Source organism: Cryobacterium sp. Y29, from assembly GCF_002929825.1.
Taxonomy (GTDB): Bacteria; Actinomycetota; Actinomycetes; order Actinomycetales; family Microbacteriaceae; genus Cryobacterium.
Map to the genome: position 1 here is coordinate 51,965 of NZ_PJJN01000032.1, position 25,559 is coordinate 77,523.

At 63.8% G+C, this 25,559-nt stretch carries 29 protein-coding genes; 9 read left to right on the forward strand and 20 right to left on the reverse strand.

Annotation, left to right across the window (positions count from 1 at the left end):
- Window positions 1-91 precede the first annotated feature (91 nt).
- From CXY74_RS08225 to thyX, 5 genes are all read right to left on the reverse strand, one after another.
- Window positions 92-1,318 (reverse strand): ABC transporter permease, encoded by a 1,227-nt coding sequence (locus CXY74_RS08225; protein ID WP_104199995.1) that lies wholly within the window; start codon window positions 1,316-1,318, stop codon window positions 92-94.
- Window positions 1,315-2,010 carry an ABC transporter ATP-binding protein gene (locus tag CXY74_RS08230; RefSeq protein WP_104199996.1) on the reverse strand — a complete coding sequence of 232 codons (696 nt, stop codon included), beginning with the start codon at window positions 2,008-2,010 and terminating at the stop codon, window positions 1,315-1,317. The genes CXY74_RS08225 and CXY74_RS08230 overlap by 4 nt, the downstream gene beginning before the upstream one ends.
- Window positions 2,007-3,071 carry an efflux RND transporter periplasmic adaptor subunit gene (locus CXY74_RS08235; RefSeq protein ID WP_199183174.1) on the reverse strand — a complete coding sequence of 355 codons (1,065 nt, stop codon included), beginning with the start codon at window positions 3,069-3,071 and terminating at the stop codon, window positions 2,007-2,009. Before CXY74_RS08235 ends, CXY74_RS08230 begins: the two co-directional genes overlap by 4 nt.
- A 223-nt stretch (window positions 3,072-3,294) precedes the next feature.
- The gene (gene dapA, locus CXY74_RS08240; RefSeq protein WP_104199997.1) at window positions 3,295-4,272 is read right to left on the reverse strand and encodes a 4-hydroxy-tetrahydrodipicolinate synthase; all 978 of its coding nucleotides are present in this window, start codon (window positions 4,270-4,272) and stop codon (window positions 3,295-3,297) included.
- Between the two features lie 35 nt (window positions 4,273-4,307).
- Window positions 4,308-5,018, reverse strand: coding sequence for an FAD-dependent thymidylate synthase (gene thyX, locus CXY74_RS08245; protein WP_104199998.1), 711 nt, complete (start codon window positions 5,016-5,018; stop codon window positions 4,308-4,310).
- A 128-nt stretch (window positions 5,019-5,146) separates the two neighbouring features.
- Between thyX and CXY74_RS08250 the strand changes: the two genes are divergently transcribed.
- The 4 genes from CXY74_RS08250 (at window position 5,147) to CXY74_RS08265 (ending at window position 7,566) form a co-directional block, all read left to right on the forward strand.
- Window positions 5,147-5,608, forward strand: a complete 462-nt coding sequence (locus CXY74_RS08250; protein ID WP_104199999.1) for a thioredoxin family protein — start codon at window positions 5,147-5,149, stop codon at window positions 5,606-5,608.
- Window positions 5,601-6,080: a DUF4395 domain-containing protein gene (locus CXY74_RS08255; protein WP_104200000.1), complete on the forward strand. Its 480-nt coding sequence runs from the start codon at window positions 5,601-5,603 to the stop codon at window positions 6,078-6,080. Before CXY74_RS08250 ends, CXY74_RS08255 begins: the two co-directional genes overlap by 8 nt.
- 154 nt (window positions 6,081-6,234) lie before the next feature.
- Window positions 6,235-6,666 (forward strand): OsmC family peroxiredoxin, encoded by a 432-nt coding sequence (locus tag CXY74_RS08260; RefSeq protein ID WP_104200001.1) that lies wholly within the window; start codon window positions 6,235-6,237, stop codon window positions 6,664-6,666.
- A 9-nt stretch (window positions 6,667-6,675) separates the two neighbouring features.
- On the forward strand, window positions 6,676-7,566 hold the full coding sequence (locus CXY74_RS08265; protein ID WP_104200002.1) for a TIGR01777 family oxidoreductase: 891 nt from the start codon (window positions 6,676-6,678) through the stop codon (window positions 7,564-7,566).
- Between the two features lie 7 nt (window positions 7,567-7,573).
- On the opposite strand, the gene CXY74_RS08270 is transcribed toward CXY74_RS08265, so the two are convergent.
- Window positions 7,574-8,017: a hypothetical protein gene (locus CXY74_RS08270; RefSeq protein ID WP_104200003.1), complete on the reverse strand. Its 444-nt coding sequence runs from the start codon at window positions 8,015-8,017 to the stop codon at window positions 7,574-7,576.
- Window positions 8,014-8,778 (reverse strand): 4-hydroxy-tetrahydrodipicolinate reductase, encoded by a 765-nt coding sequence (gene dapB / locus CXY74_RS08275; protein ID WP_104200004.1) that lies wholly within the window; start codon window positions 8,776-8,778, stop codon window positions 8,014-8,016. Before dapB ends, CXY74_RS08270 begins: the two co-directional genes overlap by 4 nt.
- Before the next feature lie 56 nt (window positions 8,779-8,834).
- Between dapB and CXY74_RS08280 the strand changes: the two genes are divergently transcribed.
- Window positions 8,835-9,338, forward strand: a complete 504-nt coding sequence (locus CXY74_RS08280) for a GNAT family N-acetyltransferase (protein ID WP_104200005.1) — start codon at window positions 8,835-8,837, stop codon at window positions 9,336-9,338.
- A 52-nt stretch (window positions 9,339-9,390) separates the two neighbouring features.
- Here CXY74_RS08280 and CXY74_RS08285 read toward each other — a convergent pair whose 3' ends face one another.
- Together CXY74_RS08285 and CXY74_RS08290 are read right to left on the reverse strand one after the other, a co-directional pair.
- Window positions 9,391-9,993 carry a histidine phosphatase family protein gene (locus CXY74_RS08285; RefSeq protein WP_104197151.1) on the reverse strand — a complete coding sequence of 201 codons (603 nt, stop codon included), beginning with the start codon at window positions 9,991-9,993 and terminating at the stop codon, window positions 9,391-9,393.
- 67 nt (window positions 9,994-10,060) lie between these two features.
- Entirely contained in the window at window positions 10,061-11,404 is a 1,344-nt protein-coding gene (locus CXY74_RS08290) for a pitrilysin family protein (RefSeq protein ID WP_104200006.1), read from the reverse strand.
- 211 nt (window positions 11,405-11,615) lie between these two features.
- Here CXY74_RS08290 and CXY74_RS08295 point away from each other — a divergent pair, with 211 nt between their 5' ends.
- Window positions 11,616-12,206, forward strand: coding sequence for a TetR/AcrR family transcriptional regulator (locus CXY74_RS08295; RefSeq protein ID WP_104200007.1), 591 nt, complete (start codon window positions 11,616-11,618; stop codon window positions 12,204-12,206).
- Between the two features lie 7 nt (window positions 12,207-12,213).
- Here CXY74_RS08295 and CXY74_RS08300 read toward each other — a convergent pair whose 3' ends face one another.
- Window positions 12,214-13,233, reverse strand: coding sequence for an aldo/keto reductase (locus CXY74_RS08300; RefSeq protein ID WP_104200008.1), 1,020 nt, complete (start codon window positions 13,231-13,233; stop codon window positions 12,214-12,216).
- A 327-nt stretch (window positions 13,234-13,560) separates the two neighbouring features.
- Between CXY74_RS08300 and CXY74_RS08305 the strand changes: the two genes are divergently transcribed.
- A complete protein-coding gene (locus tag CXY74_RS08305; protein ID WP_104200009.1) occupies window positions 13,561-15,174 on the forward strand; it encodes a peptide chain release factor 3 in 1,614 nt (537 codons plus the stop codon).
- Between the two features lie 70 nt (window positions 15,175-15,244).
- On the opposite strand, the gene CXY74_RS08310 is transcribed toward CXY74_RS08305, so the two are convergent.
- Window positions 15,245-16,930 (reverse strand): ribonuclease J, encoded by a 1,686-nt coding sequence (locus tag CXY74_RS08310; RefSeq protein ID WP_104200134.1) that lies wholly within the window; start codon window positions 16,928-16,930, stop codon window positions 15,245-15,247.
- 278 nt (window positions 16,931-17,208) lie between these two features.
- On the reverse strand, window positions 17,209-17,427 hold the full coding sequence (locus CXY74_RS08315; RefSeq protein ID WP_104200010.1) for a hypothetical protein: 219 nt from the start codon (window positions 17,425-17,427) through the stop codon (window positions 17,209-17,211).
- 299 nt (window positions 17,428-17,726) lie between these two features.
- On the opposite strand from CXY74_RS08315, the gene CXY74_RS08320 reads away from it, so the two are divergent.
- On the forward strand, window positions 17,727-18,230 hold the full coding sequence (locus tag CXY74_RS08320; protein WP_104200011.1) for a glutathione peroxidase: 504 nt from the start codon (window positions 17,727-17,729) through the stop codon (window positions 18,228-18,230).
- Between the two features lie 40 nt (window positions 18,231-18,270).
- On the opposite strand, the gene CXY74_RS08325 is transcribed toward CXY74_RS08320, so the two are convergent.
- From CXY74_RS08325 to CXY74_RS08350, 6 genes are read right to left on the reverse strand one after another with little or no spacing between them, the layout of a single operon-like run.
- Window positions 18,271-19,092 (reverse strand): MurR/RpiR family transcriptional regulator, encoded by an 822-nt coding sequence (locus CXY74_RS08325; protein ID WP_104200012.1) that lies wholly within the window; start codon window positions 19,090-19,092, stop codon window positions 18,271-18,273.
- Between the two features lie 46 nt (window positions 19,093-19,138).
- Entirely contained in the window at window positions 19,139-19,930 is a 792-nt protein-coding gene (gene phnE, locus CXY74_RS08330; protein WP_104200013.1) for a phosphonate ABC transporter, permease protein PhnE, read from the reverse strand.
- The gene (gene phnE / locus CXY74_RS08335; protein WP_104200014.1) at window positions 19,927-20,754 is read right to left on the reverse strand and encodes a phosphonate ABC transporter, permease protein PhnE; all 828 of its coding nucleotides are present in this window, start codon (window positions 20,752-20,754) and stop codon (window positions 19,927-19,929) included. The genes phnE (CXY74_RS08330) and phnE (CXY74_RS08335) overlap by 4 nt, the downstream gene beginning before the upstream one ends.
- Entirely contained in the window at window positions 20,751-21,509 is a 759-nt protein-coding gene (gene phnC / locus CXY74_RS08340) for a phosphonate ABC transporter ATP-binding protein (RefSeq protein WP_104200135.1), read from the reverse strand. The genes phnE (CXY74_RS08335) and phnC overlap by 4 nt, the downstream gene beginning before the upstream one ends.
- A gap of 56 nt (window positions 21,510-21,565) precedes the next feature.
- Window positions 21,566-22,534 carry a phosphate/phosphite/phosphonate ABC transporter substrate-binding protein gene (gene phnD, locus CXY74_RS08345; RefSeq protein WP_104200015.1) on the reverse strand — a complete coding sequence of 323 codons (969 nt, stop codon included), beginning with the start codon at window positions 22,532-22,534 and terminating at the stop codon, window positions 21,566-21,568.
- 11 nt (window positions 22,535-22,545) lie between these two features.
- A complete protein-coding gene (locus CXY74_RS08350) occupies window positions 22,546-23,274 on the reverse strand; it encodes an HAD family hydrolase (RefSeq protein WP_146070095.1) in 729 nt (242 codons plus the stop codon).
- 132 nt (window positions 23,275-23,406) lie between these two features.
- On the opposite strand from CXY74_RS08350, the gene CXY74_RS08355 reads away from it, so the two are divergent.
- The gene (locus CXY74_RS08355; RefSeq protein WP_146070096.1) at window positions 23,407-24,123 is read left to right on the forward strand and encodes an amino acid deaminase; all 717 of its coding nucleotides are present in this window, start codon (window positions 23,407-23,409) and stop codon (window positions 24,121-24,123) included.
- Between the two features lie 7 nt (window positions 24,124-24,130).
- Here the strand turns inward: CXY74_RS08355 and CXY74_RS08360 are convergent, their stop codons facing one another.
- Both CXY74_RS08360 and CXY74_RS08365 read right to left on the reverse strand, forming a co-directional pair.
- A complete protein-coding gene (locus CXY74_RS08360; RefSeq protein ID WP_104200018.1) occupies window positions 24,131-25,054 on the reverse strand; it encodes a CoA ester lyase in 924 nt (307 codons plus the stop codon).
- Window positions 25,051-25,548 carry a MaoC family dehydratase gene (locus tag CXY74_RS08365; RefSeq protein ID WP_104200019.1) on the reverse strand — a complete coding sequence of 166 codons (498 nt, stop codon included), beginning with the start codon at window positions 25,546-25,548 and terminating at the stop codon, window positions 25,051-25,053. Before CXY74_RS08365 ends, CXY74_RS08360 begins: the two co-directional genes overlap by 4 nt.
- Between the last annotated feature and the right edge of the window lie 11 nt (window positions 25,549-25,559).

Genomic DNA, 25,559 nt, shown 5'->3' on the forward strand with positions numbered 1-25,559 from the left:
CGCTACCAAGCACCGCCGACATTCGGCCGACCCCACGCCCACGGTCTGCGTGACCGGTAGGCGAAAGCCCGGCGGCGGCATCCGTTCGCTGTCAATAGCGGATGGCGTCGATCACCTTCACCCGTACCGCCACCAGCGCGGGGATCAGCCCGGCCAGGGCGCCGACGACCGTCGCACAGACCAGTCCGAGGATGGCCGCTTCGACCGGGAACGGAGGAAAGTCGGTGACCTGGCCCTGGCTGATGAAGTCTTCGACGAGCGGGCTCGTGACGATGAGCACGGCGGCGATCACGCCGACAATTCCGGCGACGACGGTCGCGACGACGCTCTCCATCATGACGGCAAAGAAAACCCGACCGGCGGTCGCCCCGAAACTGCGCCGAATGCCGATCTCGCGAATGCGCTGCTTGAGGGTGACCAGGGCGATGTTGACCAGGCCGAGCGCTCCGAGCAACAACACCAATCCGGCGATGGCGCCCACGGTGAGCTTGAGCGAAAGATACGGGTCACCGACCATATACGCTGCGTAGTCCTGCCGACTCACCTGAACGGATGCCTCACTCCCCAGAGCACCCTGCACGTCACGCTGCAGCGCGGTCACCAACTGTTCGGACACGTCGACCGGCACCCACAGCTCGTAGGACGGCGGTCCGAATTGCACGTTCGGGTCGGTGACAACCGGCGTGATGGCGGTAAGCGCATCGGCCAACATATACATGGCCGGTTCGGTCTCCCACGACAGGGCGGGGTAGACCCCGGTTACGACGGCCGTCGTTGTGCGTTCGCCCACCAGAGTCACGGTCGGGTGGGTGCGCAGGTCGGGTCGGCTGAGGCGGTCCCAGAAGATGGAGTTGACCAGCACGGCTGGGGCGAGCCGGGCCTGGTCCTCGTCGGTAAACCAGACGCCCTTCTCGAGGGTGATGCGGTGCATGGTGCCGTAGGGAGGGTCGACCCCGATGGTCTGCACCGGCACGGCTCCGTCGACGAACTGCACCGTCTGGCTGTTGTTGACCACCCGGCTGGCGTAGTCGATCTGGTAGCGTTCGAGCGCCGTACGCCAGATTTCGGACATTTCAGTCGGGGTGGAACCATCGTTCATCGACACGAACAGGGAGAGGCTGGCAGCGCGCCCACCCGATCGTTCGCTCGCTTCGACGGTCGCCTGCTGGGCGACCGCGCCGAGACCGACCACGGTCGTGATGGCGCAGACGGCGACGGCCACGCCGATCAGCGACAGCATGACGCGGGTTTTGTGGATGCGCACTTCTTGCCAGGCTTCAATCACAGCGCCGACCAGGTTGCTCGCGACGCGCTTCATGCGGGCACCGTACCGCGAACCTGCAGCACACCGTGATCAAGTCGGAGGTGCCTGGTGGCGCGGGCGGCGATCGCCGGATCGTGCGTGATCGTCACCAGGGCTGCACCGGATTCGGTGGCGACCTGGTCGATCAGGTCCATCACGGTTTCACCGGTTTCGAGGTCGAGGGCGCCGGTGGGTTCATCGGCGAGAATCAGCCGGGGACCGCGCACCAGAGCGCGGGCGATCGCCACGCGCTGCTGCTCACCGCCGCTCAGTCGGTCGGGCAGCGCACCGAGCCGGTCGCTGAGGCCGACACGTTCGAGCATCTCGGTGGCGATTCGAGCGCGCTGCCAGAACTGACGACCATCCGCGTAGAGCAGCGGAGTCATCACGTTTTCGAGGGCGGTTCGACCCTGTAGCAGGTTGAACTGCTGAAAAATAAAGCCAATTTCGCGGCCCCGCATCCGATCCCGGGCGCCGGAGGACAGCGACTGCACCGGACGGTCTTCGAACAGCATGGTGCCGCTCGTGGGGTTGTCGAGCAGTCCGAGCAGGTTCAGCAGGGTGGTTTTGCCCGAGCCGGATCGTCCCACAATCGACACCCGGTCGCCGACGTCAACGTCGAGGTCGACACCGGAGAGGATGGTCAGCGGCGGCGCATCGATGAGCTGCACGGTGCGGGTGACACCCTCAAGGTGCAGCAGGGTCATTTGGAGATCCCGCTGCTGGAGATGCTCGGACCGAAGCAGGCCGTGCTGCCGTCGGGTAGCAGATCGCAGCCCCCGCCGCCGGGGCTGACCGCGGTGGCACCCGGAACGAACTGGTTGATCAGGTCGCCCTCGGCGAGTCCGTCGATGATCTGCACGTTGGTGCCGTCGGTCATGCCGAGCGTGACCGGCCGCTCTTGGGTGCCCCCGTCTGGCATCACGAACCAGACGACGCCGGTCTGAGCGGAGCCCGTGACGGCGGTGGTCGGAACGACGAGAACGTTTTCGGCGAGACCGGCAGCGATCGTGATCTGGGCGGCCAGACCGGAGAAGACGGTCACTTCGGCCGGAATCGCGCAGGTGACAGTGGTGCCACCCGTGGTCGACTGGCCGCCAGATGCACCGTCGCCGCCGGTCGCTTCGCCAGCCAGCGGGGTCGTGATGGCCAGGCCGGTGCAGGTGAACGGCGCCGGCCCATTCGTGATCGCAACGGATGCCTCGGTCGGCTTGGTCAGCAGGCGATACTGCTGCTCGGGGCTGAGCGCTCCGCTCACCGAGAAGCTCGGCGGTGCGACCTGCCCGGTGGCATCCCCCACGGCCACGCTCTGGCCGTGGATCACGGTGAGCGCACTGAGGATTCCAGTAATCGGGGCGAGCACCTTGGTGAAGGTGACCACCGGTTTCGGCTGGGTCATGATGACGTTGCCGTCGGCATCCGTTGTTTCGACCGGGTCCTTGATCGTCTCAACGCGAATGTCGTAGATCTTGTCGTCTTTGTTCACGATTTGGCCGGCCGCTATGAAAATCTCATCGACCGTGCCGATGGCGGTGGCTTTGACGGCGACTGCCGGATCGGCGCTGACCGTGCCGGGCAGGGTCACGTCGTTGCTGATGGTGCCCAGTCCCACCGGAACCTGGGGTTCGACGATGACCCCGGTCGGTTCGGCGGGGTCACTCTCAATCTGAGTGTCGGGGTAGAACGCGAGCTTCACGAGGGCCACAGCGATGGCCGCGATGACGATGAGTCGAAGAATTGGAAAGACCCATTTGCGTGCAATGTTCACGACACTCCCCACACAGCCGACCGGACGTGGTCAGGCTCGATGGGCTGAGCCTAGCGTTTCGCGAGCGGAGCGCGCCAGCCGACTGCGACAGGCAGGCCCGACAGGCTCGGCCGGCCGAGGGGACGTCCCGCAGAACTGGTCGCGGCACCTGTTGTGGTGCGTAGCCCCCATACAAACGGATGCCCCGAACGCCAACGAGTGCCGCGAACACGCGAGCAGCGGCTCAGCGGGTGGTGCCGGCGACCTTGGGCAACGATCCGCCGGCGGCCGCGTTGCGGTCCGGGCGGAAGTTGGAAAAGTCGACGCCAGGGATGTCCCGGACCAACGACAGTTCGTCCTCGATCTGGGCGGCTTCAGAGTCTTCGGGGCCAACCAGCGGCAGTCGCACCCGCGGGCTACCGATGCGGCCGAGGCCGTGCAGGATGTACTTCACCGCGACAGTTCCGGGAACGTGCGTCATGACGGCCCGCACGAGCGGTTCCAGCTGCTGGTGCGCTGTTGTGGCCACCTTCAAGTCGCCCCGGTTGACGGCGTCGACCATGTGCCGGTAGGGGGTGGCCGTGATGTTTCCGGTCACGCCGATGAGGCCGGTGGCGCCGATCGACAGGTGCGCGAGCACGTTGGGATCATCTCCGGAGAAGTACAGGAGGTCGGTCTGGTTGAGCACCCGGCTGACCTGGGCGAAGTCGCCTTTGGCGTCCTTCATGGCGAGAATGTTGGGGTGCTTGGCTGCACGAAGAATGGTCTCGTAGGCGATCGCGACTCCGGTGCGCCCGGGGATGTCGTAGAGGATGACGGGAAGGTCAGTGGCATCGGCGATCATGCGGAAGTGGGTCAGGATGCCCGCCTGGGTGGGCTTGTTGTAGTACGGGGTGACGATCATGTTGCCGTCGGCGCCGGCCTTCTCGCTCTGGCGGGCCAGCTGCATGGCGTGCGCGGTCTCGTTGGAGCCACCGCCGGTGATGATCTTGGCACGGCCGTTGGCAACCGACTTGCCCACCTCGACCAGACGGATCTTTTCCGGGTCGGTCAGGGTGCTCGTTTCACCGGTCGTGCCCGTGACGACGATGCCATCGGCGCCGGCGTTGATGACGTCGTCGATGTGCTTCTCCACCCCAGCCCAGTCCACTTCGCCATCAAAGGTAAACGGGGTGACCAGGGCGACCAGCACCTGGCCAAAGGGATTCGTAGAGGTAGACACGGTCTACAGGCTATCGTCTCTCTCCGCACTGCAGACTACGGGGCCACGCGGCCGTTCACATTGAAGGCGGCGTAAGTGAAGGGCATGAGCTTTTCGAAATGGGTTTCCATCTGCTCGGCGCACATTTCAATCTCGCGCTGGGGGAACGACGGAAATGACGAGCCCTCCCGCTTGGTGCGCAGGCTGAGGAAGTTCATCAGTGAGCGCGCGTTGAGCGTGACATACATCGAGGAGTAGATGTTCACCGGCAGCACGATGCGGGCGACCTCGCGCGCGACGCCGGCTTCGAGCATCCGCTGGTAGGCCTCGTATGCGTGGATCGCGGCGGCGCGGGTCTGCTGCTGCACGAGCGCGATCTGCTCGGCGGTGCCGGGCAGAAAGTTGAAGGCACCGGGCTTGCCGACCTGCACAAGGTTACGTTCGGCGGACGGCACGTAGAACACCGGGCCCAGCTCCCGGTAGCGGCCGGACTCTTCGTTGTAACTGGCGATGCGGTGCCGCATGAATTCGCGGAAGACGAAAATGGGGGCGCGCACGTAGAACGTCAGTGAGTTGTGTTCGAACGGCGAACCGTGCCGGTCACGCATGAGGTAGTTGATCAGCCCGCGATCACGCTTCTCGTCGGCCTCGCTCTCTGAACCGTCGAGCTGGCTGTGCTCGAGGGTCTGCTCCCCCAGGGTCGACACCCGCGCGGCGAACAGCACGTCGGAATCGTGAGCGTTTGCACGCACCAACTCCACGGTCATTTCAGATCGAAATTCAATTTCAGACACCGCTTCAGGCTAGCCGGTCTGCCGGTCGGCGCGCCCGCGCGCCATCGTAATGTGTCGTCACAGTCCCCCGAACAGGGCTGCGCGCACGTAGCGTCAATACCATGAACTCATTCGAAGCGATCGGACTCCTGTTCGCGCTGTTGGCTGCTACGACCGTTCTGGGCCTCGTTTTACGAGCCCGTCAGGGACGAGTGGCCCATGTTTTTGGCGACGTCATCACTCCAGCGGATGTTGCCGCCACGGTCGCCTTCGGCCCCGCCGCCACCCTGCTGCAGTTTTCGACCGAGTTGTGCGCTCGCTGCCCGGGCACCCGCCGCCTGCTGCGCGCTGTGGCCGAGCAACGCCCTGGGGTGGTGCACGTGGAAGTGGATCTCACCAACCGCCCCGACCTGGCCAAACGGTACGCCGTTCTGCAAACCCCAACGACCCTGATTCTGGACGGGGCCGGTCGGGTGCAGGCGCGCGTGGGCGGCGCTCCCACTCGGGCCGACATCGGTACAACCCTTGATTCCATCGCACGGAACACCACATCCAGCAGCACACTCGGGAGCTCTCATGTCTAAGACACCTCGCGCCCGGCTCGATCCGCGCGGACCCCGATTCGGCGCAGGTCTGACGGCCGTGCTGTTGCTCCTGGTCGTGTTCATGTCGCTGACCGGAGCATCCGCTGCGGCGCTGGCCCTGTTGGCAGCGATCACCGCGTTATTCGCGTGGGGTGCATTGGCCGGCGCCGGCCGGCATCCATACGGCGCCCTGTTCAAGAAATTCGTGCGGCCGCGCCTCGCCCCTCCGACTGAACTCGAAGACGCGGCCCCGCCCACCTTCGCGCAGGGTGTGGGCCTGGCGGTGACCCTGGTCGGACTCATTCTGGGCCTGGCCGGTGTACCGGGCGCTGTCGGAATCGCTGCGGCCGCTGCGTTCGTCGCTGCCTTTCTGAACGCGGTCTTCGACTACTGCCTCGGCTGCCAGATCTACCTGCTGCTCCTGCGGTCCGGCGTGCTCAACCGCGGTGGCAGAGCCGCCCAGAACGTCTGAGCCGCTGTCTCCGACCCGACCGGGACACGCTTGGCAGATTGGATCTCATGCTGCCCTGACGTGTCTGCTGGCTCTCAGGTAATTCCCAGACGGCAGGCGTTCGCGGTGCAGGTCGGACGGTTAGGGTGGTATTCAATCACCTGGAGGTAACAACATGCCCACGACGCTCACGAGTGAAGCAACCTCAGTATGGACCGGCGATCTTCCCACCGGTACCGGTACCGTCACCCTCGACTCCTCGCACGCCGCCGTGTTCTCGGTGAATTGGAAGGCCCGCGCTGAGGGTGTGTCGAACACGACCAACCCGGAGGAACTGCTTGGCGCCGCCCACGCCGCCTGCTTCTCGATGGCCCTCGCCAACGCTCTCGGTGCGGCCGGCCACACTCCGGAGAGCATCCAGGCCACCGCCGCCGTGACTTTCGCCGCCGGCACCGGCGTTATCGGAAGTCACCTGCTGGTCAGTGCCAAGATTCCCGGCCTGACCGAAGCCGAGTTCGAGGTGTTCGCCCAGGATGCCAAGGCCAACTGCCCGGTGTCGAAAGCGCTCGCGGGCATCCCGATCACCATCGAAGCAGAGCTCGCTTAGGGCACCGGCGTGCGCGTTCTGATTGCCGGCGCGTCCGGCCTCATCGGCCGGGAACTCAGCCGGCAGTTGGTCGGGGCCGGCCACACTCCCGTGCGCCTGGTCCGGCGCGAAGCCCTCGGCAAGAACGAGATTCGGTGGGACCCGTCTGCCCATGCCCTCGACGCTCACGTTCTGGACGACATGGACGCTGTCGTCAACCTCTCGGGCGCTTCACTGGCGCGACTGCCGTGGACGCCTGGCTATCGCCAGGAAATCCTGAACTCGCGCCTGTCCGCCACCCGCACGATCACCAACGCGCTCGGGAACGCCGCCACTCCCCCGACGGTTCTGCTCAACGGTTCCGCAGTGGGCGTGTACGGCAATCGGCCCGGGGAAATCCTGAGCGAGACATCCACGGCCGGAACCGATTTTCTGGCCGACGTCGTCACTCAATGGGAGGTAGCTGCCCAGCTCGCTCCGGAACCGACCCGGGTGGTCACGTTACGCACCGGCCTCGTACTCGCCAAGGGCGGCGCATTGAAACCGCTTCTGCCCCTGGCCAAACTCGGTCTCGCCGGACCACTCGGCGGCGGGAATCAGCACTGGGCCTGGGTGAGCTTGCACGACGAGGCTGCGGCCATCCTGCATCTGCTCACCTCGACGCTCTCCGGCCCGGTCAATCTCGTCGGGCCATCCGCTGCTACAGCGAACGACATCGTCAAGGCCGTGGCGACTGCGCTGCACCGACCGTTTTTCCTACCGGTGCCCCAGCAAATCTTGACGCTGCTGTTGCAGGACGCCGCCCGCCAACTACTGCTCGCAGACCAGCAGGTCAGCGCCCAGAAACTTTTGGATGACGGGTTCGAGTTTGCTCAGCGAACGCCAGCAACAGCGGTCGCCTGGATGCTTCGGCAGCCGTAGCCTGCGGCTACTTCGGGGTGCGTTCGAGGCTGATCGCGGTGCGGATCGCCCCCCGCGCGCGCTTGCGATCGCCGGCGGCGTCGTAGGCGAGGCCGAGGCGCAGCCAAGCGTGCCAGTTCTCTGGATCGGCTTCGACGTTGGCCTGCGCGGCCGGAAACTGCTCGTCGGCAGCATCCCGGTAGGGACGACCACTCGGCCGAACCGCCAAATCGGCGGCAGGAAGACCGCCCAGCCTTTCGAGCTCGCGCACCAGGCGTTCCGAGCGGATACCGAACACCACTTCGCGCGCCAGAGCCCAGAAACCAATCAGCGGCAGGATGAGAAGGGCAAGGCCGATGGCGATGCCGACCGGCTCCCCGCTCTGGATGAACAGCACCGCGCGTACGCCGACCGACACCAGGTAGAAGACGAGCAAGACCGCCATGACAACGACAGCGATCTTGCCCTTCACTGGGAGGCTCCTTCGCTGGCGGCCATAGTGAATCCCAGGTCGACGATTTGGTCGAGGCCGACCGATACACCTCGAGCGGTTCGCGCGGCCTCGAGGGCAAGCAGGATGCCACTTTCATAAGCGCTCGGTGACAGGGTGTTGTGGCTGATCGTGAGGGTTTCGCCGGTGCCGCCGAGAAGGACGTCTTGCCGGGCCAGGAGTCCGGACAGGCGCAGACTGTGCACGGGCACGCTCGCAACTTGCTGGCCGCGGGCACGCTGATCAGTGTGCGGCGCCGAAACCGGGCCGAGTTCAGCGCGCGCCCGGCCGATCAGTTCGGCGGTTCGCACCGCCGTGCCCGACGGCGAATCAACCTTCGACGGCTGGTGAGCCTCGACAATTTCGATGGAGTCGTAGAACCGGGCAGCGAGGGCCGCGAAGGCCGTTGCGAGCACCGATCCGATCGAGAAGTTCGGAATAATGATGACGCCGGTGTCCTCCCGGCCGGTGAGACGCCGGGCGAGAGAATCAATACCGTCCTGGGTCCAGCCCGAAGTGCCTACGAGCACCTGCAGACCGTGCCCGGTCGCAAATTCGACGACGTTACGGCTCACGTCGGGCCGGGTCAGGTCAACGGCGATCTGCGCGTCGAGCATCTCGCTCAGCTCGCTGTGGGAATCGAGGCGGGCGACGACCTCGAAGCCCTCGGTTCGGGCGATCAGGTCGGAAACCAAGCGGCCCATCTTGCCCGTCGCTCCAATGATGGCCACCGTCGTTGTCATGAAACCAATCTACCAATTGATTACGTCACTACGGGCCCGCGCAATAGCCTGAGCAGATGCCCCAGTTTCTCGCCGTGCCGGTCGCGGACGCCGCAGCCCTCGCCCTGCTCGACGAGTACTTCCGCAGCCCCGAACTGTCGTTTCGACAATCCCACGGCACCTATCACCCGACCTATCCGGTCGCGGAGCAGTTCGTGCCGCCTCAGGGCATGTTCCTCGTGGTATTCGATGGCCAGGCAGCGAACGACGCTGGCGGCACGTATGTCGGGTGTGGAGGCATCCGTCGGCTGCAAACCGCCATGAGTGAACCGGTCTGCTTCGAGGTTAAACATTTGTGGATGCAGCCGCGCGCCCGCGGGCGCGGCTGGGGGCGGATGTTGTTGGCCGAGCTCGAGAGCCGGGCGAGTGACCTGGGCGCCGCCGAAATGGTGCTCGACACGAATGTGAGCCTCTCCGCCGCCGGGGCGCTCTATCACAGCACCGGGTACGAGAGCATTTCCGCGTACAACGACAACCCCAATGCGACACACTGGTATCGCAAACGGCTCAGCGCAAACTAACGTCTGCGCAAGCTCACTTCAGCGCAAGCTCACTTCAGCCACTGGTTCGACCCTAGAACATCAGCGGTTCCGGCAACCCGGTACGCAGCTCGACCGGTAAGTGGCCCAGATCATTGTGCGTGACGAGCGTCCACGGTCGGCCCGGTTTTTGCTGCAGCACGGTGAGCCCACAATTGGCTTGGTTGATTCCGACCCAGCGCCAGTCGGGAGCTCCGAGCACCTCCCGAACAAACCACGCGATCACGAAATTGTGGGTGATCAGCAGGTCGTGCCGCTGGCTGCGGCGCGGTTGCAGAAATTCGGCGACGGCGTCTTCCATCTGTGCGCGTCCCGCCGCGATCTCGTCTTCGGTGACCGCGCCGAAAAACGGGTCGTAAGCCGATGGTGTCTCGGCCGCCCGGCCAGAGGGAATGCAGTCGAACAGCAGTGCCGACGGCTCGCTCTGCAGGGCTGGAAGCCGTTCCGCCATGATGGTGGCGGTTTCGGCGGCCCGTTGCAGCGGCGAGTGCCAGGCCCCTGTGAACGGAACCCCACTCAGACGATCGGCGATGAGCAGCGCCTGGCGTTTGCCGCGGGGCGATAACGGACCGTCGTGCAGGCCGTGTTCGGCATCCTGTTGCTCGCCGTGGCGTACCAGGTAGATGTACTGGGGCATCATTGTCCATTTCAGAGTGCGGAAATCCGGCCGGGCCGGAAGGTACCAGAGACTAAGTCGCGGCCGGTCAGCTGGGAATAATGGCCGCGAACGCGTCGTCTTCGAGGGCACCGACGGCGGAGATTGATACGGCGCCACTGACGAGTTCGGCAGCGAGCCCCTGCACGTCGGCCGCGGTGACCAGCGCAAGGCGGCGCAGCACTTCGTCGAGATCGGCGAACTCGCCGAGGGTTATCTCAGAGCGACCCAGCCGAGACATTCGGGTGTCTGAGTCTTCCAATGCGAGCGCCGACGCTCCACTCAACTGGCCAGACGCCCGCTTCATCTCGTCGTTGGTGACACCGCCATCGGCGAGGCGATGTAGCTCGCTGAGCATGAGTTCGGCGACCTGGCCGGCTTTGGCCGGCGTGCATCCGGCATACATACCGAACAGGCCAGCATCCGAGTAACCGGGCGCGAATGAATAGACCGAATAGGCCAGGCCGCGCTTCTCCCGCACTTCTTGAAAAAGCCGGCTCGACATTCCCCCGCCGAATATCGACGTGAGCACGCTCATCGTGACGCGGCGGTCGTCGGTCGCCAGCAGGCCGGGCATTCCGAGCAGCAGGTTCGCCTGTTCCAGCGGACGTTTGACGATGGTCAGGGCCTGGCCCTGGTGAATCTCGGCGGGCACGCCGTCCCGACGGCTGACCGGGGCCTGGGCAGTACTGAGGTCCCAGCCGGATCGTTCGAGGGCGCGGGTGACGCCGGCAACGAGTTGGTCGTGGTCGACGGCGCCGGCGACCGTGACGACGAGGTCTTGCGGGCGATAGTTGGCCTGGTAGTGCTCCCACACCGCCGTGCGGGAGACACCACGAATGTCGTCGGCACTGCCGCCAATGGGACGGCCGAGCGGATGCTTCCCTAGCACCGCTTCGAAGAATCGCTCATTGGCGACGTCGGCCGGGTCGTCGTCAGCCATGGCGAGTTCCTCGAGAATAACGCCGCGCTCGGTTTCAAATTCGCCGGCATCCAGTTGTGAGGAGGTCAGCATGTCGGTTAGAACGTCAATGGCCATACCGAGGTCGCGGTCTTGCACCTTGGCGTAGTAGCAGGTGTATTCCTTTGCGGTCATGGCGTTGTGTTCGCCGCCAACCGCATCAAAAGAAATGGCAATGTCGAGAGCGGATCGCGTTGGCGTGCCTTTGAACAACAGGTGCTCGAGAAAATGAGTGGAGCCGAAGTGACCCGGTTGTTCGTCGCGGGAACCGACGGCGACCCAGTAGCCGACGGTGAGACTTCGGGCACCCGGCACCTGCTCACTCAGGATGCGCACACCGCTTGGCAGAACGGTTCGACGCACCAGGGCGTCACCGGCGGCCCGAAACGAGAGTTCGGCCTGGTCTAGGGGAAAATTGACTGCACCGTTCATATCATCCCCCACCTTACAAGACGCGATCGGAGCTGCCGGCGCCCGTAAGCGAACTCGCCAAGCTACCCCCAGTTTGACCGTAACGGTCTGTTAGGTCGATTACGACAGACTGGTCTGTCTAGGGTGTGTTACAGTCTGGGAGCCAACCGGGAAAACACCGGATTTGCGCTCATGCGGGCTCGCTCGCTGGCCCTCAATCAAGGAGTGACGCATGACCACGCTCACAGCTGACGCCGTTCGGCCCGCGACCCACGCCAAGCTGCGTATCCTCGCCACTGCCGACCGCTTGTTCTACACCGAGGGTGTGCACACCGTAGGTGTGGACCGCATCATCGGCGAGTCGAAGGTCACCAAAGCAACCTTCTACAAGTACTACCGCTCGAAGGACGCCCTCATCGTCGTGTACCTCGAGGGCCGGGACCGCTTGGCGCGCGATTTTCTCGCGAGCCTTGACTCGAATTGTGACACCCCGGAACAGCGGCTGCGTGGCGTCGTCAATGAGATCTCGGCTCAGGTCGTTCGCGGAGGTTTCCACGGCTGCCCGTTTATCAACGCGGCCGCACAGTTCACCGACCCGGCCCATCCGGTGCGCCAGGCCGTTTCTGCACATCGTGACTGGTACGGCCGGTCGATCGAGAACATGTTCCGCGGGATGGGCCATGCCCGGCCCGGAGACGCCGCCGACGATTTTTTCCTCGCCCGCGATGGCGCCTTTGCCGGTGCCAACCTCGGCGATCCGATCGGTGCCCACACCGCCCTGCTGCGCGCTATCCAGCGTGTGCTCGACGAATCCGTCGCCTGACCATCTCCTAGTCGGCCGACACCCGGTCGAGATCGAGCAGGTCACTGCGGCCGAGACGGATGCCCGCCGCCGCGACCAAGGACTGCACCTGATCGACCTCCCCGGCACCGGCGACCGGCGCCACTACGTCAGGACGGGCGAGCAGCCAGGCCAGGGCAATCGACGCCGGTGCCACACCTTGCGCTGCGGCGATACGGTCAACCACGGCCAGTACGCGCAGCGAGCGGCGATTGAGGTAGACCTTGGCGAGTTGTCCGCGGGCGGTACCGGCGACATCCGCTTTGGTGCGAAAAGCGCCGGCCAGAAAACCGTGAGCCAGGGCAAAGCCGGGCATCAGCGCGAGATGCTGAGCGCGAGCGACGACCGCAACGTCTTTTTCGAGTTCGGCGCGATGCACGAGGTTGTACGGCGTTTCGGCGGCGACGAACTTGGGCAAGCCGAGGGCGGACAACACCCGGGCTTCCATGAGTCGTTCCGCCGAGAAATTGCTCGCACCGAGGTAGCGCACCTTGCCGGCGCGCATGAGGATGTCCACAGCAACGAGGCTCTCTTCGAGGGCGACGGTTTTGTCGTCGAAGTGAAAGTAGAGCAGGTCGAGGTAGTCGGTTCCGAGCCGCACGAGGCTGGCTTCGACGGCGGCGACGATGCTGCGCTGAGTCAGTCCGGGATTGTCGAGATTTCGGCCGATTTTGGTAGCCAGAACAGTCTCGGCCCGAGCACCCCGGGAGCGAAGCCACGAACCGATAATCACTTCGCTGCGCCCGGCAGCGAAGCTGTCGGCGGTGTCAAGAAAGTTGCCGCCGAAGTCGCGGTGCGCGTCGAGGATGGCCTTGGACGCTTCACCCGTCGCCGTCCAGCCGAAAGCATTGCAGCCGAGGGCGAGTGGATGCACGCGCAGATCGGTTCCCGCAATCTGCCGGCGAACCGGGCCAGCACCGACCGTGGTCTGCGCCTGCCCGGTGTCGGCCGGCCGCGAACGGCCAACGGACAGGGCATCGAGCGAAGACGAGACCACCTGTCGGGGCATTGCGTTCTCCTCCAGGGTGCTCGCCCGACCATTCGTTTCTGCCGGGTTTTCTCTGCGTAAAATTGCTCTTGGCCCGACTCTAGGCGAGGCCACTGACATTTCCCGATGGCACGCTGAACCGTTACCAGATTGTACGTCGGTGGCGGCCGAATAGGGGCGTCAGCCGTCGGTTGCCAGTCGACACGTTCTTGATTTGTTAGACTGCCAGTTGCGCGAAAAATGGGCTGCCTGTGCAGGTGTACATCCGCCCTGGGCCGCCTGCCATCGAAGAGATCAATCGGTTGGTCGGCGAGGTACCCTGCCCGAATCAGCCGCAGGAAAGCAGCCATGACCACCGTCGCCGACGTACCCAATCCCCAGGTTCCCCGTGAGGCTCTGCGTCGCCGCACCTTCGCCGTGATCTCCCACCCCGACGCCGGCAAGTCCACTCTGACCGAAGCCCTGCTGCTGCACGCCCGCGCAATCACCTCGGCCGGCGCCACGCACGGCAAGGCCGGTCGCAGCGGCACTGTCTCGGACTGGATGGAGATGGAGAAGGCCCGTGGCATTTCGGTGACAAGCGCCGCGATCCAGTTCGAATACCACGATGCTGTGATCAACCTGGTTGACACCCCCGGCCACGCCGACTTCTCCGAGGACACGTTTCGGGTGCTCTCTGCAGTGGATGCCGCGGTCATGCTCGTCGACGCCGCCAAGGGTCTTGAGCCCCAGACCATGAAGCTGTTCGCCGTCTGCAAACAGCGCGGGCTACCTGTCATTACCGTCATCAACAAGTGGGATCGCCCGGGTGATACTCCCCTGGCCCTGATGGACGAGATCCAGACGCGCACCGGCCTGCTGCCGACCCCGCTGAACTGGCCAGTCGGCGAGGCCGGCGACCTGCGCGGTGTGCTCGATCGCCGCTCTGGTGATTTTCTGCGCTACACCCGCACCGCGGGCGGCGCAACCGTAGCCGAGTCGGTGCGGCTGGATGCGGTCGACGCGGCGATCGAGGAGGGCCCGGCCTGGGCATCCGCTGTCGAAGAATCTGAACTGCTCGACGCAGAATCCCAGAATCACGACTCCGAGCTGTTCCTCGACGGGCAGACCACCCCGGTGCTGTTCTGCGCCGCCGTAGCGAACTTTGGGGTACAGCAGCTGCTCGACACCCTGGTCGAGTTTGCACCACCCGCCGAAGCCCGCATCGACATCGACGGCAACCCGCGCAAGGTCACCTCGCCGTTCTCCGGTTTCGTCTTCAAAGTGCAGTCCGGCATGAACTCCGCGCACCGCGACCACGTGGCCTTCGTGCGCGTCTGCTCGGGCGAATTTCGACGCGGAATGGTCGTCACCCACGCGGCAACCGGTCGGCCCTTTGCCACCAAATATGCCCAACAGTTGTTCGGCAAGGAACGCACCGTCACCGATCAGGCCTGGCCGGGCGACATCGTCGGGCTCGTCAACGCGTCGGCGCTGCGCGTGGGCGACTCGATCTTCGAAGATGAGCGGGTCGAATTTCCGCCGCTGCCGTTGTTCTCCCCCGAACACTTTCGAGCAATTCGTCCGGTCGACAGCAGCAAGCACAAGCAGTTTCGCCGTGGCATCGACCAGCTCGACCATGAGGGCATCATCCAGGTGATGCGCTCCGAGGTACGCGGCGAGCAGGCCCCCGTGCTCGGTGCGGTCGGACCGATGCAGTTCGAGGTCGTCGAAGACCGCATGGTGCACGATTTTCACGCTGATATTCGCATGGAAGCGCTCCCGTACCAGGTGGCCCGCAAGACCGACAAGGAGAGCGCGCTCGTGCTCGCCGGCACCCGTCAGGTGGAAGTCTTCACCCGCTCGGACGGCACGCTGCTCGCGCTGTTCAGCACCCCGTGGCGCCTGCAGGCGATTATCAAGGAGAACCCGAAGCTCGTGCTGATCGACATTGCCAACGCCACGGCCGAGGACTTCATGTAACTTCTTCGATGAACAAGAAAGGCCGCATCCTCGTGGAGGATGCGGCCTTTTGCGTGTCTGTCGGTGCTGGTTACGCGTCGACGACCACGGAGGTGATGACCGGGCTGCGACGGTACTTGCGGTTCATCCACCGGCTCACCGACTGCGTGAAGAGGTCTTCGAGCTCGGCGCCGTCGACGATCTTGATCCGGTTCGCGGCCTTCATAGCCTCATCGATGACCTTGGTTGCGCCCTTGACCCACTCGTCGTCGTGCACGAATCCGCGCGCCAGGAACTCGACGGGCTCGGAGAGCGTGCCGGTCTTGGCGTTGAGAATGCCGAGGATGGTTATGGTGCCGTCTTCGGCGAGCTTGCGACGGTCTTCCATCGCGGCAGTGGATGCGCCACCGACGGTCATACCGTCGACGAAGATGTAGTCGGCGACGACACGACCGGTGACCTTGGCGTGGCCGTCGATGAGGTCGACCACGACGCCGTCTTCGACGACGATGACGTTCTCTTCTGGAACACCGGTCGCGATGGCGAGGTCGGCGTTGGCCGTGAGGTGACGCCATTCACCGTGGATCGGCATGACGTTGACCGGCTTGACGATGTTGTAGCAGTAGACGAGCTCGCCGGCGCTGGCGTGGCCGGAGACGTGTACCTTGGCGTTGCCCTTGTGCACAACGTTGGCGCCCCAACGAATCAGGCCGTTGATGACGCGGTAGATGGAGTTCTCGTTGCCGGGGATCAGCGAGCTCGCGAGCAGCACGGTGTCGCCCTCGCCGATCTTGATGACGTGCTCGCGGTTCGCCATGCGCGAGAGGGCAGCCATCGGCTCGCCTTGCGAACCGGTGCAGATGAGAACGACCTTGTCGTCCTTCATGCGCTCGAGCGCCTTCATGTCGACGAGCAGGCCCTTGGGAATATTCAGGTAGCCGAGCTCACTCGCGATTCCCATGTTGCGCACCATGGAACGGCCGACGAAGGCCACCTTGCGGTTGTGCTTGACGGCAGCGTCGATGACCTGCTGGATGCGGTGCACGTGACTTGCGAAGCTCGACACGATGATGCGGCGCGGGGAGGTGCGGAACACGGTGTCGATCGCCGGTCCGATGTCCTTCTCGGCGGTGGTGAATCCGGGAACCTCGGCGTTGGTCGAGTCCGTCATGAACAGGTCGACGCCCTCTTCGGCCAGGCGTGCGAAGGCGCCGAGGTCGGTGAGGCGCTTGTCGAGCGGAAACTGGTCCATCTTGAAGTCACCGGTGGCGAGCACGAGGCCGGCTTCGGTGCGGATGGCGACGGCCAGGCCGTCGGGGATGGAGTGGTTGACGGCGATGAATTCGAGGTCGAACTGGCCAATGGTGCGACGCTCGCCCTCCTTCACCTCGATGAAGTTCTGGCTGAGGCGGTGCTCCTGCAGCTTGGCGGCGAGGAAGGCCAGGGTGAGCTTGGAGCCGACGACGGGAATGTCGCCGCGTTCCTTGAGCAGGTACGGGACGGCGCCGATGTGGTCTTCGTGGCCGTGGGTGAGCACGATGGCCTCGATGTCCTGCAGGCGGTCTCGGATGGCCGTGAAGTCGGGCAGGATCACATTGATGCCGGGCTGGTTGTCTTCGGGGAAGAGAACGCCGCAGTCAATGATGAGCAGCTTTCCCTTGTGCTCGAAGACGGTCATGTTGCGGCCGATCTCGCCGAGACCTCCGAGCGGGATGATGCGCATGCCGCGAGCCGGTAGCGCCGGCGGAGTGCTCAAGTCGAGGTAGTGGTTATTCATGAATCCCATTTCGTTGTCTGCGGTACTGCATGTCGAGGTGTGTGGGGACCGAGCTCGGGCATGCGGAAAGCCGGAATTGAGGGGCTCTTGCGCATACGCATACCTCGTGTCGTGCCCAGCGGGCGAGTAAAATACCGGCCAGGCACGTCTGTAGTCTACCGGCGCGTCGACGATCGGCATTTCGGTGCCACCCCTGCGGTTGTCGAATACGACAAAAGAGGGACTCCACGTTGCGGAGTCCCTCTTGTCGTTTTCAGCGGCAGCCGAACCGCAGCGCGCTATGCTGCTGCGGCCAAGTGCCTGCTATCAGCCATCTGCGGCTGTACGGCGCGAACCGGTGAGGTGACCGCGGGGTGCGACACGTACTCGCCGGCGTCACGGTGCTGCGCGGTGCCGCTAACGTAGCCGCTTCCCATGACCATGCGACTCCTGGTCTGAGAAATGTACTCGTTGGGAAAAATGCTGCTTTCGCTGATGTGCGATACGTAAGAATTCATGATGCTCCTGGTGCGATCTCTTGATACGGATGCCGACTGGGATCCAGAGCAATGACTATTCACAGATATCACCCAAATTTGTTCTGGGGGAACTGATTCGAGTGAAGCTGGGGTGTTGGCCCGTTCGGCGGGAAGAATGCGCTACGCCGCGCGAGCTGGGAAGTCCGGGTCCGATAGTGGACCGCCATGACTTCTCAGGTTCTTCTAGACTACGCGACCGTGTCCTTCGTTGGGGAAAACGCACGATCTACACAGCGACTGTGCAGGCAGCTAGGATTCAGCATCGATACTGTTTCTCAATGACTTCTTCTGCGTTGTACGACATACCCCTCACGCTCATCGATGGAACGCCCACCTCCTTCGGCGCGTTTAGAGGTAGAACGGTTCTCGTCGTCAACGTCGCATCAAAGTGCGGCTTCACCCCGCAATACGCCGGTTTGGAAGCCCTGTACCAGCGTTACGCGGACGACGGGCTGGTCGTGCTGGGATTACCGAGCAATCAGTTCATGGGCCAGGAACCCGGCACTGAAACAGACATCGCCCAGTTCTGCGGCATGACCTATGGGGTGACCTTTCCGATGACGACCAAGGTCGATGTGCGGGGCAAGCAGCAGCATCCGCTTTATGCGGAGCTGACGAAATTCAAGCGGGGCCTGCTGCCCGGCCTGATCAAGTGGAACTTCGAGAAGTTTCTGGTGACACCCACCGGCAAGATCGTGGATCGCTTTGCGTCGTCGGTGGAGCCGGAGTCAACCGAAATCGTGCACGCAATCGAGAAGGTTCTGGCTGAAAAAGCCGCCTAGCCCCGGTTTCCTGGGCCCGGCAGCACACCAGTGGGACAGGCTATTCGTCGCTGAGGTTGTCACTCAGGATGCCGAGCACGGTTGATCGCGTTGACCGCGACGCCTCCCCTAATCGCCCGGACACGATTTCGACGAGCGACTCGATCAAGATTGCATGTGGAACCCGGGACGTGTACTCCAGTTCGTGACGGAAGGATCCGTGTGCCGGCGCGACTACGAGTGCGATGTCGGCGAGCGAAACCAACGGGGAACTCGCAAACGACGTCACCACGACCAGCACGGCATTCGCTGCGCGTGCCGACCGGGCAGCCTTGATGCTCGACTCATTGGCACCGCTCCCGCTGATGACGACGCAGGCATCTGCGGGTCGCAACTGGCGTGCTGAAATCTGCTGGCCGATCGGATCGGAGACGAATTCTGTGGGGCGCCCGATGGCGGTCAATCTCATCGCCAGGTCAGACGCCAAGGGCGCCGACAGCCCGTTGGCAAGCGCCAGCACCCGGTTTGCCGTCGTGATGCGCTGTACGGCCTCTTCGACCGCGCTTTCGGTGAGTACATCGGTAATCTGCGGCAGGGCCATCGATAACGCGAAGATATCGGCTCGAATTCGTCCGAGCGCAGACGAACCGTAGTCTGCTACCGCGCTGGTCGATTGGGCCAGTTCTCGCGCCAGGGCAACGCGCAGTTGCGGATATCCCCGATAGCCGAGAGTTTGACAGGTGCGGATGACCGTGGAGCGGGCGACGCCGGCGCGTTCGGCGAGCTCCTGCGCTGTAAGTTCGACGATCAAATCCATATCGGCGAGTATGCATTCGGCCACTCGACGTTCTGTGCGTTGCAGGGAATTGACCACCGTGGCCATGCGTGTACTCGGGGTTGCCTCGTCACTTCCAGTCCAGCCCACAGGCTTATGTCCCTTCTACAATCCGACGCCGAATGGCGCCGGAGATCGCGTCGATGCCCATCGTCACGATGACCACGACGATGATGAGCACCCCGACGGTCGACCACTCCCGAAATTGAGTGTACGAGGTGAGCATGTCCCCGATGCCACCCACGCCAATGAGGCCGAGTACAGCGGAGGAACGAACGTTGATTTCGAATCGATAGAGCCAAAACGATATGAAGTCCGGCGTTGCCGACGGCCATACTCCCCACCGTAAGATCTGAGCGATGTTTCCCCCGGATGCCCGAGTCGCTTCGATGGGACCGGGGTCGACACCTTCGATGGCCTCGTACCCCCATTTTCCTAGTGTGCCCACGCTTCCAATCGCCAGTGCCAGGGCTCCTGTGAGTGGTGTCAGTCCGGTTACTGACAGGATCGCGATCGCAATGATGATTTCCGGAACGGCGCGAATGATCGCGAACCCCACTCTCATGCTCCAACGCACGGGGGCTGGTGAAAAGCCGCGGGCCGCGAGGAAGCCCAGCGGGAACGACAGCAAGATTCCGATGACCGTACCTACCCACGCCATCGCCACCGACTTCCAGGTCTGCCCGAGGGCCTCGGGGACTTTGGACCAATTCGGATCGGAAAACATGAGCCACAGATAGTGCATTACCTGTGCGGGTAGATCCGCGAGCCGCGCCCAGTTGACGTCGACAGACCAGAACGCCCCGATCACGACCGCACCCACAATTATCATGGCGGTGCTGCGCCCCCAGGCGCGTCGCCTACTCGGTATTGTCAACACGGTCATACCAGCCTCCGCCGCACGGCATTACTGAGCAGATCGAGAGCCATTACGATTATCAAAATTTCCAGAATTATCAAGGAGAGTTGGTCATAGCGATAGAACGTGCGCACCGCGTCGATGAGCAGACCCAGTCCGCCGGCACCGACGAGTCCCAGCACCGCCGATGCCCGCACGTTGAGCTCGAGTACGTAGAGAGTCTGGTTGATAAAACTCGGCATGATGTCAGGCAGCGCGGAGGCACGATTGATCTGCACTTGGTTTCCGCCCGCAGCCCTGCCCGCTTCCAGCGCACCCGGATCGTTGGCCTCGATGGATTCGGACACCATCTTCACGATTATCCCGACGTTGAAGAGCACGAGCGCGATGATGCCCGGCAGCGCCCCCACCCCGACCATGGCCACGAGAATCGCAGCGTAGAGAAGGTCCGGGATCGACCGAATCACATTGAGTACCGCGCGTACGAGGCGCCGGCTGTACCCGTTCGGGTTGGTCAGGCGGGCCGTAGCCAGACTGAGGGGCAGGGACACGACCGCTGCGACCGCGGTAGCGATGACGGCCATCTGGAGCGTTTCCAGCAGCGCGGGAACCGTGCGTGGAAAAAAACTCCAGTCCGGGACCAACAGCTGCAGTATTTTCTCGGCGCCGTTCTGCCAATTGCGGGCAATGGCCTCGAGACTGAAGTCGATTCCCCATTGCGGGCTCAGCGTGATGACCGTGATTATGGCCACGAGACCCACCGCACACCAGGGTTTCCACTGGCACCCTGGTCGAGGGGGAATGTCGAGGGTTGCGATCGTGCGTGCCACGGTGGCACCCCGAGCGCTCATAGACCAAGCACGTCCGCCGACTCAACCGATCGACCGTAGATCTTTGCGAACACGGCGTCGCTGGCAGATTCGACCGGACCGTCAAACACCACTTCTCCGGCCCGGAGACCAATAATCCGTGTGCCGTAGCTGCGGGCGAGGTCGATGAGGTGCAGGTTGGTGATCACGGTGATTCCCAAGTCCTGATTGATACGCCGCAAATCATCCATCACCTCGTGCGCAGTTGGCGGGTCCAGGCTGGCTACCGGTTCGTCGGCCAGAACCAGACGAGGCTCCTGGCATAGGGCGCGGGCGATGGCGACTCGTTGCTGCTGCCCCCCGGACAAGCTCGATGCGCGGTCCCAGACTTTCGAGAGGATGCCCACCCGATTCAGGGCTTCGAAGGCAATCTCTCGGTCGGACGCGCGATAGGCGCCCAGCAGCAGGGTACGCAGGGTTGTCGTGTGCGCCAGCCGCCCCACCAGCACGTTGTTGAGAACGCTCGTGCGTTTGGCCAGGTTGAATCCCTGAAAAATCATTCCGATTTCACCCCGCAGGCGCCTGAGCTCGCCGCCGCGGGCGCTTTCCAGGTGATAACCGCCCACGCGCAGCGAACCGGACGTGATCGGGACCAGCCCGTTGATGGTGCGGATCAGGCTGCTCTTGCCGGATCCAGAGAGCCCCACCACGGAGACCATCTCCCCTGGCCGAATGTCGAGCGACACGTTCTTCAAGGCGACCACGCCACTGGCATAGCGCACTGTGACATCACGCATGCTCACCGACCACGGCGATGCTGCGCCCGTTGGAGACGTGTGCTCGACGACCACGGTTACTGCAGCCCGAGTTGTGTGGCCGCGTCGGCCACAACGTCGAGGGAGGACGGATCTGCCAGGGCGAGTTTGCTGATGGAGTAGACGCTCATGAGCGCTGCAGAGCCGTCAACGGTATTGGAATATTCGGCAAGCGCGGTGGTGATTTTGTCCTGTAGCTCGTGCGACAGGCTCTTGCTGAGCGCGACTCCATCGTTGGGAATCTCGGTGGTCAGGGCAAAAACGACGACTTTCTGTCCAACATCGGGTACGTCCTTGGACACGATGTCGCGGGCGTCCCAGAAGCTGAACCCCACTTCAGCATCGCCGTTGTAGACGGCGAGAACGGATGCGTCGTTAGCCGTGACGGGAATCGTCTCGATATCCGTATCGATGTTCAGACCAGCGTTCTTCAGCGCGAGCATGGGGTAGATGTAACCGGCAGGTGACCCCGGACCGAGCATAGCGACCGTTGCACCGGTCATTTTCTCGATGGCGTCCAGGCCGGCGGGGCCGACGAGGGCGTCCGCCCCATTGCAGAAGAGCTTGCCGTCGCGTTCGACCGGCGCATCGTTGCAATACTTGTCGGGATTGTTGGTCATGAACTGGGCGGGGTAGCTGATGTTTCCGCCGCGCTCGGTCTGCAAGACCACGGATGCACCGTACATGTCGCTTGCCTGATACAGCTGGAGAGAAGGCAGAAACCCGATCTGCGCCTGTTCAGCACCCATCGCTTCAACGGCGGCCTGGTAATCCTTCGCCACCACCCCCTTGACGGGGATGCCGAGGGCTTTGGTGAGCATGTCGGTGAGCGGCTTGGCCGTGTCGACGAGACCGGCTTGGTCTTGTGAGGGGACGAGAGCAAGGGTGAGGGAGGTCGGATCGGTCTCGGGCGACGCTGTGGTTGTCGCCTCGGCGGAACATCCGGCCAGGGCGGCGGATGCCACCATCATGAGTCCGGCTAAGGAAAGGGTCTTCGTGGATAACACTGTGTCTGCCTTCAATTCTCAAGATGCGGGAGAGGAACAATCGCACCCGGCGTCTCATGGGAGAGCCAGGCCGTGATGACCGGGAAGAGCTCATCAAGACGCTCGGCCCGGTACGTGGGGGTGGCGCCGGGTGGCGCGGTGGAACCGATGAGAGCTGTCTGGAACCCCTGGAGGCTGGCTGGCTGGAGGTCGTTGACCCACACGTCTCCGATGCTCAAAAGACGAAACATGTGGTCCGAAGGAACTGTGCGCAAGCGGTCGAGGACGACTCTGAGTCCGGATGGCTTCCCCACCGACGTGATGACGTCGTCGAAGGCGTCGTGCAGGTCCAAGGCGTCGAGGGCCTCCAGGATGCGCATTGCCGGCGCGTTCGTCGCCAGGACGAGAAGTGCATCATCACGAATCTCGCGAAGAAATGGCGCCAACCCCGGAACGGTTTCGATCGGCGCCCGGGCTCCGGCGAGATCCGCACGTGATCGCAGATAGGCGCGATTTAGGTCCTCACCGGGTATCGCGAAGAATGATGCGGCCAGACGAACAGCGTCGTAGTCGTCGATGGGTCGAATCGCTAACGCGTTCGTCTGAATTTTTTTCTGTTGCTGGACGACGGCGAGGAAATCCGCCCGGTCATCAGGGTGGAGTGATTCGGCGACGCACTCGGCATAACGAGCGACCGGCCCGTCCCCGAGCGAGATGGTGCCATCAAAGTCAAAGAGCAGCACTCGACTATTGCGGTGCATATCGCCTTCCCGTCAATCCCTCCGCCCGATTGGACGTTGCGTCCAAACTAAAAGCTTTATGTGGACGTAGTGTCGTTATTGTGGAAACAACAGATGAACGATCACAGCAGTAGCGCCGTTTACGCTGGGCAGATGGAGACCGAACGTCTCGCAGGCCGACTGCACGACCTTGTGGCAGCATCCGCTCTGATTGGGCGCGGTGCGCCGGTCAAGGCGACCCTGGCAGAATGGGCACCGTACCTCCTGCCCCAAATCGTCGCCGATCGGGCAACGGGCGAATTCGAGCGGTGGGCACACTCCACGGTCCTCGATGAAAACACCGAGACACCAGTGGTTTCTCGAGAACTGTTTGAAACGCTCCATTCCGAGGCTGGCCTCCCGTCGTCGTGGCCGGTTGGAAACGCCGGGCTACTGCATGTCTATGGATACCTGCTGTCGAACGTTCCCACTCCCTACGGCTACAAGCGGGATCGCTGGATAGACGGACGGATGGCCGCTGTTCTGGGTATGAACCCGACCTACTTTCTTCCCTGGGCGACCGAACCCGGCACTCTGCTCAAACGGGTCACCGATGCGGTATTTCCTATCCTCACCGAGCATCATCCACGCCCGATAACGGTGGCGCGCTTCGACGATGTCGTCGACCAGGAAAGTGGCCGGTTTTTTCGCACCGCAATTGTCAACGACCGCAATAACGAGCAGTCGGCGTTGATCTACGGCGTCGGCCACGGTGCTGCTCTGAAGGTCGTGACGGTGTTTCCAGTCTCTGAACCAACGACCGTGTGGTTGGAGGCTCTGCGCAGTGAACCGCCACGACCGCGCTACAACGTGTCGTCTGGGGCAGAGTAGTCGCGGCTCAGCGGGCGGCCCGGCGCAGTACGGCCTCGGCGTGGCGCAGCACGGGGCCGTCGATCATGCGGCCCCCGTGCTGAAAAACACCGCGCGCACTCGCGGCGGCTTCGAGCAGCCCGAGGGCATAGTCCACCTCGGCGACGGTCGGCTGATAGGCGGCCCGAATGACCTCCACCTGGCTGGGGTGGATGCAGGCCGTCGCGGTGAAGCCGCTCGCGACGGCATCCGCTGCCTCGTGTTCGAGGCCGGCCGTGTCGGTGATGTCGAGATGTACGGCATCGATCGCGGCCTTGTCGTGGGCCCGAGCGGCCAGTAATACCTGGGAGCGTGCATAGCGGGCGACGTCGCGGTAGCTACTGTCGGTGAACCGGCTCGAGGTACCACCGAGCGAGGCGAGGAGATCTTCGGCCCCCCACATGAGCGCGACGACGTTACGTGCTGCGGCAATCTCCGTCGCTGAGATGACGCCGGCGGCGGTTTCGCACAGGGCGATCACCCGGTACTCGGCCAGGCGTTCGACCTGGCCGGCGCTGACAGTTTTGGCGAGCATGACGTCGCGGTATTCTGTGCGCTCGAGCGCGGCCAGGTCGAGCGCAAAATCGGTCGTGTCGGCCGGATTGATGCGCACGATCGTGCGGGCAGCCTCAAGCGGCTTCTCGATCAGCGCGCGCCGCGCAGCGGCCCGGTCCTCGGGCGCGACGGCGTCCTCCAGGTCGAGGATGACGGCGTCGGCACGCTCGGCCGCCTTCGCATAGCGCTCGGGCCGATCGGCCGGGCAGAACAGCAGAGCCGGGCCCAGCGTGAACGGCGCCGGGGTGAAGGGGCTGAGCCCGGCAGGACTGTCATCGAAGGGATCGGGGCCGGTCGGGTCGAAGTCCGGGTCGAACTCTTCCCCACCGAACAGGTCGCCGTCGAACGCGCCGCTCATTGGGCGGCGTCCCGGCACCAGACCAGCACAGTGCGCACGGCCGTGCCCACGACAACGTCGTCCTGGTTACGCCCGGTGTGTTCGAGCGTGATGATCCCCTGTCCCTGGCGGCTCGCGGAGAGGCGTTTGTCGGTGACGATGCTCTCTGAGTAGAGGGTGTCTCCGTGGTGCAGCGGATGGGGAAACGTCACGGCCGAAAATCCCAGGTTCGCCACGATCGTGCCCTGGGTCAATTGCGCCACCGAGCTGCCGACCATGGTCGAGAGGGTGAACATGGAATTGACCAGGCGTTCGCCGAACGGCTGGGTGGCCGACCAGGCTGCGTCGAGATGCAACGCCTGCGTGTTCATGGTCATCGTCGTGAACAGCACGTTGTCGGCCTCGGTCACGGTGCGGCCGGGGCGGTGCTGATACAGCGCATCGAGGTCGAACTCCTCGAAGTAGAGACCGCGCTGGCGCACCGGGTGGCGCTCGGGCGTATCGGGATCGGACATCTGCTTCTCCT